This is a genomic window from Noviherbaspirillum suwonense (assembly GCF_900182955.1).
Lineage (GTDB): Bacteria > Pseudomonadota > Gammaproteobacteria > Burkholderiales > Burkholderiaceae_D > Noviherbaspirillum_A > Noviherbaspirillum_A suwonense.
On record NZ_FXUL01000038.1, the window covers coordinates 1 to 11,985 of the forward strand.

Sequence of the window (11,985 nt, forward strand, 5' to 3'; positions counted from 1 at the left end):
TTGTCTATTCCGTGGCACGCAAGACAGCCATTGGCATTCAACAGCGCCGTGGCATCGCCTTTGTCAGAGGCCGCCGTCGGTGCAGCCGGCGCCTTAAGTTCTACCAGCAGTTCGCCTTCCTTGGCGCTGCCATAGGCAACCGCAAGATAGGCGCCAACTTTCTTCACTTCATCATCGGTCAAGGGAGCACCGTAGACATGCTGCATCTTGCCGACTTCGGCTGTCCACTGTTGCAACGTCATGCCGGGCGGCTGGTAACTGATGTAATCAGCCGAGTGGCAGGTTGCGCACTTCTGGGTAGCGATCAGGTGACCAGGCAAGCTGGATTCCCGCAGCTTTGCAGTTTCAGACGGCAGCGTGATGGCAAGTGGGGCCGCATGGAGCAGTCCGGCAACGCCGCAGGCGACCGCAAGCACTGCCGTGCGCTTTAAGAGTTTTCGCATGGTCTGTCCTCAGGCGATGACGACGTTCGTGGATTCGATGACATTGCGGCGATAACCCGCGGGATTCCATGTCGCCGTATCCGGTTGCACGTCACCATGCCGGTTGCTTGCACGGACCATCAGCACAGCCGCGCCTTTCTGCCTGAAAGATATCGGCAAACTCCACTCCCGGAAGGAAAACCGTCCAAGATCTTGCCCGAGCTTCGCCGTGCGCCATGTCTTGCCTCCATCAATGGACACTTCGACGTCCTTGATACCGGTTCCACCGTCGAACGCAATGCCCTTGAGTTCAACCGTGCGGCCGGCCGTCAACACGCCGCCGTTGACAACGCTGGTAATGAAGCTTCGTACGGCAAGCGTCGAGATCGGCCTTGTCTTTGCCGGTGTGGTGCCTGGGGCGACACACATGCAGTCGTTGTCGGGAACGCGGTAGGCAGTGGTCATGAATAGCGCGTCATGTCCGGTATAAGCCTGGTCGATCACCTCGATGTCCGACAGGTGCTTGACCCAATAAGTACCGAAGTAACCGGGCACGATGAGCTTGAGCGGATAGCCGTTCAGGAAAGGGATGTCCTTGCCGTTCATGGACCAGGCCAGGATGGGTTCACCGCTCAGCGCATGCTCGACATCGAGCGACTTGCGAAAGTCGGAGGTACTTGGGAGCACCGGTTGGTCAAGGCCGTTGAAGACCACCTGCTTTGCGCCAGCGCCGATGCCGGCTTTTTCCAAAACCGTTTTGAGGGGCACGCCGACCCAGCGCGCGTTGCCCATGGCGCCATTGGCGAGTTGTGCGCCGAAGACGCGCGGCGAAGAAAATGCGCGGCTGTTGCCGGAACACTGGTTCACCGCCACGACTTCATGTTGGCCCATCTTTTTCAGGTCCGACAGCGACAGACTGAGCGGCCTGGACACCGTACCCTTGACTTCGAGGCGGTAAGTCTCGGGATCGATGGACAAGGGAATGTTGGCAAGATGATAGCGCACGAAGAAGGCGTCGTTCGGCGTGATTGCGCCGCCGTTATAGACCTCGAATGGCGTCTCGAGATGCGGTGGGCGGGTATGAACGCGTATCAGTGGCCGCTTCTGCGGATAGGTCACCAGCTCACGCGGGCCGTCAGCGAAGGTCACGCCTTCCTCCACCGCAGCGCCAGCGAGGGCCGCCAGCGGCGTTGCCGCTAAACCGAATGCACCGGCGCGCTGGAGAAATAGGCGACGGGAGACTATTGATCGGTATTTGCCATTCATCTCAAACATATCTTCCTCTTTTTATATGATGATCATTGGCTATTTGCGGCCGGTTGCAGGAGCAGACGTTCCCCGCATGCACCGGTATTTGCGCATGCCGGTCATGGCGGCTTGTCCAGTTGTTCATATACTGCCGCGGCAACATTGGCCAATGTCGCTTTGTCGATGGTGCCGGAAAGAGCATAACCGAATTTTCCATCGATCCAGTAGAACACGTTGACCGGCCCCTGTTCGCTAAATCTGAAGCTGGTGTCCTTGTTGTGGGACTGCTCCGTGGAGACGTACAGGGTCAGCCGCTGCTGGCCGCGATCCTGGTACATGAACTGCGCCACCGGCCCACTCTGGCCCGGCAGCAGCCGGCCGCCTATGAGGTCGTATCCAAGCTTTCCCAGCTTTGGTGGGCGGACAGGCGTGCCGAGCCGCTTCGACAGCCAGGTCACCAGATGCGCTTCCTGATCGGCGCCGACTTCTACCGGGTGTCGCGCATCCGGGCTGTAGACCACATGTGCAATGGCTGCCTGGTGCGCCAGCGAAGCTGCCTGCTGGAATGCGCCGCCTGCCCGCAATGCTCGCGCCGGCACGGCGTCCTCATCTCCGACGCCGTGCAGAAACCATCCTGCCGCGCCGCTGGCCAAGGCAATGACCAATCCTGCTGCGTATCGCTGCAGGTGCCAAGAGGTGGTGCGTGGCGTCGCCGTCAGGCGCGATGGCACCAGTTCCTCAAGCACCGGATCATACAGCGCACGCAGCGCGGAATTTTGCGCCTCATACGCGGCAACCCGGCCTGCTTCATGCGGATGCGCAGCAAGATATGCTTCGATTTCGACACGGCGCGTTTCCGACACCAGCCCATCCACATAGGCGTGCAATTCGCTTTCGGTCACGAGTGCCTGGCTCATTTCACAACTTTCAAGGGGACGACGATGGTGCGGCCTTCCAACGATGCGCGCAGTTTTTCGCGAGCGCGAGACAGGCGCGACATGACCGTGCACAGCGGTATGCGCAATGTCGCTGCGACTTCTTCGTACGTCATTTCTTCGAGCGCTACAAGGAGCAGAATCTCGCGCTGCTCTGGCGGCAGCAACTGCAGCGCCGCTTCCATGTCACGTATCTCCAGGCCATCGGCTTGGGCGGCGCGCACAGGCGTCACCGGCGTGTCGTCGTCGAGAATATCCGTGGCGAGAGCCGGCTTGCGCAGCTGGTCGACATACATGTTGTGCATGATGCCGAACAGCCAGGCGCGCATGTCGCTGCCGCGACGCCACGACGACAGCCTGCTCCAGCCACGCTCTATCGTGTCCTGCACCAGGTCGTCGGCATCGCCCCTGTTGCCAACCATGGCGCGCGCATAACGCCGCAAGCGGGGAATGCAGGCGATGAGCTGGACATCATCCTGTTCCATCGATTTCCTCTCAGGCTACGCGCGGCTTGCTGTGCGTGGACCAGCCATATCAGTCCTTGACGACGTGCCACACATCCTTGAAGCCGTCGCCAGTCCTGTCGCCGGGTTTCTGGTCAGCCGAGTACAGGTACAAGGGTTTTCCTTTGTAGGCAATCTGCTTGGTGCCGTCGTCACGCGTTACCACCGAATAGGGTGCTGCGGCCGGTGCCGCATCGGCAGGAAACGGTGGCCACAGCTTGGCACACGGGCCGCTGCAAGCACTTTTGCCGCTGTCGGCCACATCCTTGTCGAAGGTATAGACCGTTTTGCCGGCACCGTCCACCATCAGGCCATCGACCTTTTTAAGTCCATCGGCGGCCACTGCGGCCCCTGCTGCCAACAAAGCTGAAACCAGGAATGGAAACAGAAGACGAGATGTTGTCATGGGAAAAGCTCCTAAATAGAGTAACGCCGGGAATCTTCCGAGCGCTTTGCGAAAAACGAAACGGTGAAACGGATGGCAGGGTTGAAATGACCAGCCATAAAAGGGGAAACGAGTTTCGACATCGGTTTATTCCAGCCTTCTCGACATTATTTTTCATCGGAAGCCGCTGGCATGCGTGATGCACGACGGGCGACTTGCTGCCGTTTTATTGCACTGCAACCGGGCAGGTTGCCATGCATCGCATCTCTAACGCTGGACCTGGATCGGTGTGCCGGGCTTGTCGTCCACCACAGGCGCGATGACCAGGTATCGCTTCGCATTGCCCCCGCTGCCCTCGACTGACTTTCGAAGCGGACCGATGGCGCCGACGATCGCGGCACCTGCAGGGTTGCCCATGAATTTCGCGACCGGGTCGAGCGGCCCGGAGCCGTCTGCATTGTTCGACAGCGCCAGAAAATAGGCCTTCTTCGGCTCTATCCCGGTAACACCTGCCTGCAGGATGTCAACCAGTCCCTGGTTGTTGACCACCACGGTCGTGGCGACACTGGCAGCACCCGCCGGCGCAAGCGTCAGATGCACCGCGTCGCCAGCCGCGCCCAGCGGCGTCAGGTTATCCGCACCTGCACCGGTAGGCACCGCATTAGGGATATAAACCATGCCCTGCGGCGACTGTCCGGTCGGGATGGTCGAGACTACCTTGTTGGTGGCGGTATCGATGGTCGCGAGGGCATTGCCGTTTTCCAGCCCGACATAAATGCGGGTGCCATCTCCCGAGGGCCACAGGCCGTGCGGCATTTCGCCGGTCGGAATCGTGGCGACAAGTTCGGGATGCTCGGTCGTCGTATAGACCTTGACGGCGTTCAGGCCACCCACGGTGACATAAGCGAACTGTCCCTGTGCGTTGCGCGCAATGTTCACATGGTTGGTGATAGCGCCAGAGTCCAGCGTGGCGATCGTCTCGAATGGCGGACGTGCGTTGATGACCTGGGTCTTGCCCACATCCTTCAAGGTGATCCAGACTTGCTTGCCGTCAGGCGTCGCGGCCAAATCGGGGCTGAATGGCGACCCTTGCTTGACGGTTGCCGCAATCTTGTGAGTCTTGGTGTCGATGACCACCATCTCGGGCGTAAAGCTCGATACGACGTACCCATACTTGCCATCCGGCGAAAAAATGGTCATGCCCGGCCCATTCGGCACCTTGATGCGCTTCGTCGGTTCGTAGGTGGCGCCGTCGAGCACTTGGATGTAATCTTCGCCGCGAATAGTGACCCAGACTTCCTTGCCGTCGGGCGTGAAGAACGCCTCATGCGGCGACCTGCCGACATAGGTGGTGTGCTTGACCTTGTTGCTTGCGGTGTCGATGAAAGTGACCGAATTGGAGCCGATCGAGACCACATCCAGTGTCTTGTGGTCCGGTGAAAAACCCATGCCGTGGACCAGCAGCTGCCCTTTGTACAGCGGACTGAGGTTGCCCGGCGTCTGATCGCCCAGGCGGATCACGCCCAGCAATTTCTCGGTCGCCGGGTCCACCACGGACACGGTATTGGACGACTGGTCGCTCAGGTAGACGCGGTCCTTCGAACTGATGGCAATGTCGGGCGAGTCGGCAGCGCCTGGCGCCTGGCCTGCGAAGGCCGGGCTTGCGAGTGCTGGCAACAAGGCCAGAAGCGAGAGGGATAGGCGATTCAGCTTCATGGTAGTGTCCTTATGGATGGGCAATGCGTGTCAAGGGCTCAGCAGCGAAAATGATCAGGGTCTGGCTGCCGGAACGGCCGTCTGTTTCTTCAGTTCCAGCTGCATCACTTGGATTTCCTGGCCCTGCGTGACGATGATTTCCTGTGCCAGGCGCCGCAGAACCGGGTTAGTGCCATACAGGAGTTCAGCCTTGGCCATGTCGACCGCGCCCTGATGGTGGGGAAGCATCATGGCGGCAAAATCATGGTCCGCATCGCCAGTCATCGGAGCGCGTGTCATGCCGTCGTTCATGATCTGCATCGCGTCATCCACCAGTGCGGCGTAAGGCTTCGCACTACTGGCGACGTACGATGGCGGCGCGACTGCAGCGCTGTTGCCATCATGGTGCCCGCTTGTTACTGGTCCGGCAGCAAGGGCATTGCTGGCCGCGGCCAGAGCCAGACTGGCAATTGCCAGGCAATTCGCAAAATTACAGTGCAGTCGGCGCATGCGCTTCCCTCGATTGGATTTGAAACCATGCCGGGATTGGTCCAGCAGACGGTGACACCTTATCGCCTCACTTAAAACGAAACGGTGACGGAATCATTACAAAGCTGTCATTAATGTTTTTCATACGCATTGCTGCACGCCGTTTGTGACAAGGCTGTAATCCGCTGGTCAATTTCCACCTCGGCCGGCTCGTGGTATATGTGCAGGCAAGGACAGGCAGCTATTTTTATTGGAGAACGATGTGCGCATCCTGGTAGTTGAAGATGAACCGAAGGCTGGAGATTATTTGCAAAACGGGCTGACAGAATCGGGCTACGTCGTCGATCTTGCTCGCAACGGTGTCGATGGCCTGCATCTGGCACAGCAGTTTGACTACGATGCCATCGTGCTCGATGTGATGATGCCCCAGATGGATGGATGGGAAGTCTTGCAGAAGCTGCGCAAACACGGCGACACGCCAGTGCTGTTCCTGACCGCGCGTGGTGAACTGCAGGACCGTCTCAAGGGGCTGGACCTTGGCGCCGACGATTATCTAGTCAAGCCGTTCTCTTTTGCCGAACTGCTTGCACGGCTGCGCACGCTGATGCGCCGCGGACCATCACGCCAAGAGCAATTGCTTGTCGTCGGTGACCTGCAAATTGATGTTTTAAAACGCAAGGTAGTCCGTGGAAGCACACGCGTGACGCTCACGAACAAGGAATTCGCGCTGCTACAATTCTTCATGACGAACCAGGGCCAGGTCCTGTCACGCACTCTAATCGCTTCCCGGGTCTGGGACATGAACTTCGACAGCGATACCAACGTCGTCGACGTCGCGGTAAGACGGCTGCGACAGAAAATCGAAGAACCCTTCGATGGCCCCGACCTGATCCACACCGTGCGAGGCGTCGGATACCGTTGCGAGCTTGAAGAGTGACACAGCTTTCGCTTACCACCCGTCTGGCCTTGCTCTTTGCCATCCTGTCCGTTGCGGTGCTCGGCACGGTTGGCACCGGCCTGTACCGGGAACTGGAAACACAGTTGTCTCTACGTGACGACGCCGCACTGGTGACGCGTGTCGATCAGATCCGCACCTTGCTCCAGGATGCCAATACCATGGAACTGGTCCGTGATAAGCCGCGCCTGTTCGAGAACATGCTGGGCAATCCCGAATCGCTGCTCGTACTGCGCTTCGCCGGACAGGCGCCGCTCATCGAAGTCAACCCCGGACAGATGCCTATCCCGCAGGTCATGCCGCTTGCAGCCGAGACACGACTGGCGCTGTCAGCCGTGCAGCACACAGTGGATTCGCATGGCATCCCATTTATTGCAGTTGCCGCCACCACGCGAACTGCAGATCCGCAGCAAACTATCGAGGTCATTGCTGGCAGGCTCATGAGTGAACGAACGCGGCTGCTGCACGGATACCGAGACCGGATCGTCATGCTAGTGGCAATCGGGGCGGCACTCGCGGCGTTTGCCGCGTTCATCCTGGTGCGAGTCGCGCTCAAGCCGCTACGGGGACTGGCCCGTCAGACCGACTCGATCGGCATGGCAAACCTGGGAGCGCGAATCGATGAGGCCGGCATGCCGAGTGAACTGTCGCCGCTGATAGGAGCGTTTAATGCCATGCTTGTCAGGCTCTCAGCTGGCTTCTCGCAGATGAGCCAACTCTCGGCCGACATGGCGCATGACCTGCGCACGCCGATCAGCAACCTGCTAGGGCAGACTGAAGTTGCGCTGGGACAAAAGCGCAGCGTGAATTATTACGAAACGCTGCTCGCATCCAACTTCGAAGAGTTCCAGAGACTTTCACGAATGATCGACAACATGCTGTTCCTCGCTCGCTCCGAGCATCCGGAAGCCACTATCGAATGTGTCCAACTGGATGTATCCAGCGAATTTGACCGCATGGCCGATTACTTTGAAGGGCTTGCCGAAGAACGCGGTTTGCAATTCGTGCTTGATGGGCATGGCACGGTATGGGCAGATCCGATATTGCTGCGGCGCGCACTCGCCAACTTGATTGCCAATGCCATCCAGTATGCCGACGTCGGCTCGACGATTGTTTTGAAGAGCGTTGAGACCAGCACTGGCATCGCGCTGTCGGTAGAAAACACCGGGCCTGCTATCCCTGAAACTCAGCTGCCACGCCTGTTCGACCGGTTCTACCGTGCGGACGCAGCGCGTCGCGGATCTGCCGGCGCAAGCGGCCTCGGCCTGTCGATTGTGCGCACCATCATGTCTCTGCACCACGGCCGCAGTAGCGCTGCAAGTGTCGGCGGCAACACCTGTTTTACGCTGACGTTCCCCCGCGGGCCGCTAACATGAACGGCCGCCGCACCTTCACCGGCAGGGTTCTCAACCCGCAGTTGCGACAGAGGCGGTGCGCTTATTGACCGGCGCCTGTAGCCGCCAATACACCCGCATCAAAAGCATCGTTGCCACAATTACGCCAAAGATCAGCGGCTGTTCGAAATCATGCTTTCCTGCCTTCATCCACCAGAAGTGGAGGATCCCGAGTGATGAGATGAGGTAGACCAGTCGGTGCAGCATCTGCCAGTTTTTTCCTCCGAGCTTCCTGATGATTGCATTGGTGCTGGTTGCCGCCAGCGGGATGAGAAGCACGAAGGCGATAAAGCCGACTGTGATAAACGGTCTCTTCAGAACATCCTTCCACATCTGACTCACGTCGAATGCGTGGTCGAACCAAAGGAAGGTCGTGAAATGAAGCGCCGCGTAAAAAAATACAAACAGGCCCTGCATGCGGCGCAGTTTCACCAGCCAGGCCCAGTGCGTCAACCGTCGTAGCGGCGTCACCGCCAGGGTGATGCAGAGGAAATACAGCGTCCAGTCACCGGTATTGCGGGTGATGAACTCAACCGGATTGGCGCCGAGCTGGTCTGTAAAGGCTGATACCAGCAATCGCAGGAATGGCAGCATTGCCAGCAGGAATAAACTGGCCTTGATGGTCTTGAATTGTTTTGCAGTCGGATTGAACATCCCATTTCCTGTGAGTGAATGTGATCAGAAAGACTTTTCAAATCCTCGCCCGTACGAGCGAGGCGACGTAGTTCCAGCCTTTGAGCGTTTCATGCCGGATAATGCTGGTGGATGCGTTGCCTGATCCAAAAATATTTCTCTAATATAAGACCATGCCAAAATCGGTATCCGGACACTCAGCATTCCTACCTTTTCGGCCATTAGTAGTGATTCAACAGTAGCGTGGCCATAAGGACGACTTCGTGACTGGGCGATTACAAGAGTGTCATTTTCCGGTCAAGGAGCAAGCTGAAGCGAGGTGGCGCATGCGGCTACGTTTAGATTCAGGAAAAGGTATGCCTCAAAGAAATAAAACCGTCTCGTCCTTCAGTTTCAATGTTTAAGTACGTCGAATGGCTGTAAGCGCTATACGCCGATGTTTACCCTTTCGATTTCCTCCTTGTGTGAATCACCTTGCCAAGGCAAACCGATGGCTGCAAGGGCTTTGGGGAAGCGTTAAGGAGTCAGACTGGAGAAAGACATGCGAGAGCCACAATGGAAATCAGCAATCATCCGAATGGCGGCCTAGGAATGTAAAGCAGGCTTTCACGTCAGCCTGTTGAACGACTGCTCATGGCGTGCGCCGTGAAAAGGCGATGTTGTTCCAGCGGGTGCAAGCCCCGCCCGGCGAAGTGCTCCCGCCGGAAGCAACCGGAGCAGCGGTGGAGGTAACGAAGCCGCTGAAGCCTTCGGTGAAGCGTGCCACAAAATACGGTGGCAGCGCGAGTGTGCAGGCCGTAACGCGAGTGAACGCTGAGCAAACCTCGAAAAGGACGATGCACAGGCCGACCTGGCAGCCATACCGGGGAAGGCTGATACGACGGAACGGATCGAGCAAAGTAATGCCGCCCGTCGCTGTGCCGGGGTAGTGGCGACAGCATGTACACAAGGACGACATACGCAACACGGGAAGCCCCGTGGCGTGGTCGGGGACGACCAACCGGATGCCCGTGAGGGACGGTCCGGGCGCTGCAGGGTGACGGAGAGGCTCGTAGTACCGTCGAAGCCGGGTAATGCCGGTGGAGGGAAGGAGCCTTGGTTCAGTATCAACGCAGGAAGTAGCGAGGGATGGGAGATTGGGAAACCTATCAACTCCATTGAATGTTCAGAAGCTGCAGGCAGCGTTACACGCGAAAGCGAAGTCGTCAGACTGCTATCGCTTCTACGCCCTGTACGACAAGATCCATCGGCAAGACATTCTGGCGCATGCCTGGGCCCAGTGCCGCTCCAACCAGGGCGCACCGGGCGTGGACCGTCAGGACTTTGCCGACATCGAGGCGTACGGCGTGGAGCGGTGGTTGTCTGAACTGTCGCTGTCGCTCAGGGAGGAGACTTACCGACCGGATCCGATTCGCAGGGTGTTCATTCCCAAGCCCAATGGCAAGCTAAGGCCGCTGGGCATCTCGACTGTTCGGGATCGGGTCTGCATGACAGCAGCGATGCTGGTGCTCGAACCGATCTTCGAAGCCGACCTTCCACCAGAGCAGTATGCGTACCGACCGGGCCGCAATGCCCAGCAGGCAGCGCAAGAGGTGCAGGAGCGGCTACACCGGGGACAGACGGACGTGGTCGATGCCGATCTGGCCGACTACTTCGGCAGTATTCCGCACCCGGAACTGATGCGCTCGCTGGCGCGACGCATCGTCGACCGGCGTGTGCTGCATCTGATTCGGATGTGGCTGGAATGCGCTGTCGAGGAAACGGACCGGAAAGGCGTCAGAACACGGACGACCGTTGCCCGGGACAGCGGTCGCGGCATTCCTCAGGGCTCACCGATTTCGCCGTTGCTGTCGAATTTGTACATGCGGCGGTTCGTGCTGGCCTGGAAGAAGCTGGGGCTGGAATATCGCCTCGGCAGCCGCATCGTCACCTATGCCGACGACCTCGTGATTCTGTGCAAGCGGGGCAAGGCGAAAGAAGCCTTGCAACACATGCGCGAGATCATGGGCAAGCTGAAGCTGACGGTGAACGAGGAGAAGACACGTTTGTGCAAGGTGCCGGAAGAGGAGTTTGACTTCCTGGGTTTTACGTTTGGCAGGCGGTACTCATCGACGACCGGCAAGGCGCGTCTTGCGCTGTGGCCATCGAAGAAGAGTATCAAGCGCATGGTCGAGAAGGTCTATGTGCTGACCCGTCTGGACATGACGTGGCAGGAAACCACGGAGCTGGTGAGCAAGTTGAACCGCACGCTGCGCGGCTGGGCAAACTACTTCAGTGTAGGAACCGTCAGCCGGGCATACCGGGCGCTCGACATGTACACGGCAACGCGGTTGCGGCAGTGGCTACGCAACAAGTACAAGGTCAGGCGACGCAGGGGCGGGACTTATCCACTCTCGCACCTCTACGGGCACTTCGGGCTCGTGCGTCTGACTGCGCGTGGGGGCGTAGCATGGCGTGTGTGAAGGCGTGACGTACTGTCCGAGAGCCGGATGCGGGAGATCTGCACGTCCGGTTCGATGAGGAGGATGTGGAAACGGGGTGATGGCAGACGCTACTAGGGCACCGCCAAGCGAAAGCGGCGGCCAACAGACAAGCCAAGCCTAAGACTACCGCGCCACATCCTTACTCTACCGTTCACGGCGGTATGCCACTGGCCACAGAGATCAACGCTTATGAATTATTGCTTGGGGTCGGGTAATTATCCGGGAAAAAATGACGTTCGATTAGTTCGATCAGGATATGAAGAACCTTGATATGGAGTTCTTGCACTCTGTCTGCGAAGCTTCCGCCTGGGGTGCAAACATACACATCACTCAGGGCCGCAAGGGCTGCATTTTGTCGGCCAGATAGCGTGATCACATGCATGTCAAGAGACTTTGCCACCTCTGCAGCCCTGACAATATTTTTGCTGGTTCCGCTCGTACTCAACGCGACCAAACAGTCACCCGGACGCCCGTGCGCTTCGATATAGCGAGAAAAGACCTGCTCATACCCAAGGTCGTTGCCTACACATGTCAGGTGCCCCGCGTCACTGATCGCAGTGGCAGCTAACGCTCCCCGATCGAGTCGGTAACGACCAGTCAATTCTTCAGCAAAATGCATTGCGTCGCACATTGAGCCGCCGTTACCACAAGCGTAAACACGACCACGGTGTGAAAAAACTTGGGTCAGGAGTTGCGCAGCGTTCTCGATCGCAGCTAGACCATCAACACTATTCAACAATGATTCCAGAGCAGTCTGAGCTTCAGTCAGGCTTGCCACTATATGTTGCTTCAATCCACTCTCCCAACGATAAGTTTTTGTATGGCCTGTCTTCGCGGCGAGCC

The 11,985-nt window shown here is 58.4% G+C and carries 12 protein-coding genes; 3 read left to right on the top strand and 9 right to left on the bottom strand.

The features are described 5' to 3' along the window. The 7 genes from sorB to QOL82_RS27510 all read right to left on the bottom strand — a co-directional run. Nucleotides 1-443: SorB family sulfite dehydrogenase c-type cytochrome subunit (sorB, locus tag QOL82_RS27480; protein ID WP_488158813.1), on the bottom strand; the 443-nt coding region annotated here is incomplete at its 3' end. A 9-nt stretch (nucleotides 444-452) separates the two neighbouring features. Further along, entirely contained in the window at nucleotides 453-1,688 is a 1,236-nt protein-coding gene (gene sorA / locus QOL82_RS27485) for a SorA family sulfite dehydrogenase catalytic subunit (protein ID WP_430438560.1), read from the bottom strand. A 101-nt stretch (nucleotides 1,689-1,789) separates the two neighbouring features. Beyond that, the gene (locus tag QOL82_RS27490; RefSeq protein WP_283445520.1) at nucleotides 1,790-2,587 is read right to left on the bottom strand and encodes an anti-sigma factor family protein; all 798 of its coding nucleotides are present in this window, start codon (nucleotides 2,585-2,587) and stop codon (nucleotides 1,790-1,792) included. After that, nucleotides 2,584-3,090 carry an RNA polymerase sigma factor gene (locus QOL82_RS27495; protein WP_283445521.1) on the bottom strand — a complete coding sequence of 169 codons (507 nt, stop codon included), beginning with the start codon at nucleotides 3,088-3,090 and terminating at the stop codon, nucleotides 2,584-2,586. Before QOL82_RS27495 ends, QOL82_RS27490 begins: the two co-directional genes overlap by 4 nt. Before the next feature lie 49 nt (nucleotides 3,091-3,139). Beyond that, complete coding sequence (locus tag QOL82_RS27500; protein ID WP_283445522.1) at nucleotides 3,140-3,514, bottom strand: COG4315 family predicted lipoprotein; 375 nt, start codon at nucleotides 3,512-3,514, stop codon at nucleotides 3,140-3,142. Between the two features lie 246 nt (nucleotides 3,515-3,760). Continuing rightward, nucleotides 3,761-5,209: a YncE family protein gene (locus QOL82_RS27505; RefSeq protein ID WP_283445523.1), complete on the bottom strand. Its 1,449-nt coding sequence runs from the start codon at nucleotides 5,207-5,209 to the stop codon at nucleotides 3,761-3,763. Nucleotides 5,210-5,263: 54 nt separating this feature from the next. Then, nucleotides 5,264-5,698, bottom strand: coding sequence for a DUF305 domain-containing protein (locus QOL82_RS27510; protein ID WP_283445524.1), 435 nt, complete (start codon nucleotides 5,696-5,698; stop codon nucleotides 5,264-5,266). A gap of 241 nt (nucleotides 5,699-5,939) precedes the next feature. Here QOL82_RS27510 and QOL82_RS27515 point away from each other — a divergent pair, with 241 nt between their 5' ends. Together QOL82_RS27515 and QOL82_RS27520 are read left to right on the top strand one after the other, a co-directional pair. After that, nucleotides 5,940-6,614 (top strand): heavy metal response regulator transcription factor, encoded by a 675-nt coding sequence (locus QOL82_RS27515; protein WP_283445525.1) that lies wholly within the window; start codon nucleotides 5,940-5,942, stop codon nucleotides 6,612-6,614. Beyond that, nucleotides 6,611-8,008 carry a heavy metal sensor histidine kinase gene (locus tag QOL82_RS27520; protein WP_283445526.1) on the top strand — a complete coding sequence of 466 codons (1,398 nt, stop codon included), beginning with the start codon at nucleotides 6,611-6,613 and terminating at the stop codon, nucleotides 8,006-8,008. The genes QOL82_RS27515 and QOL82_RS27520 overlap by 4 nt, the downstream gene beginning before the upstream one ends. A gap of 30 nt (nucleotides 8,009-8,038) precedes the next feature. On the opposite strand, the gene QOL82_RS27525 is transcribed toward QOL82_RS27520, so the two are convergent. Continuing rightward, complete coding sequence (locus tag QOL82_RS27525; RefSeq protein ID WP_283445527.1) at nucleotides 8,039-8,680, bottom strand: protein-methionine-sulfoxide reductase heme-binding subunit MsrQ; 642 nt, start codon at nucleotides 8,678-8,680, stop codon at nucleotides 8,039-8,041. Between the two features lie 1,136 nt (nucleotides 8,681-9,816). On the opposite strand from QOL82_RS27525, the gene ltrA reads away from it, so the two are divergent. Beyond that, a complete protein-coding gene (ltrA, locus tag QOL82_RS27530; protein WP_283445528.1) occupies nucleotides 9,817-11,121 on the top strand; it encodes a group II intron reverse transcriptase/maturase in 1,305 nt (434 codons plus the stop codon). Nucleotides 11,122-11,329: 208 nt separating this feature from the next. On the opposite strand, the gene QOL82_RS27535 is transcribed toward ltrA, so the two are convergent. Beyond that, nucleotides 11,330-11,935 carry an SIS domain-containing protein gene (locus QOL82_RS27535; RefSeq protein ID WP_283445529.1) on the bottom strand — a complete coding sequence of 202 codons (606 nt, stop codon included), beginning with the start codon at nucleotides 11,933-11,935 and terminating at the stop codon, nucleotides 11,330-11,332. Nucleotides 11,936-11,985 lie beyond the last annotated feature (50 nt).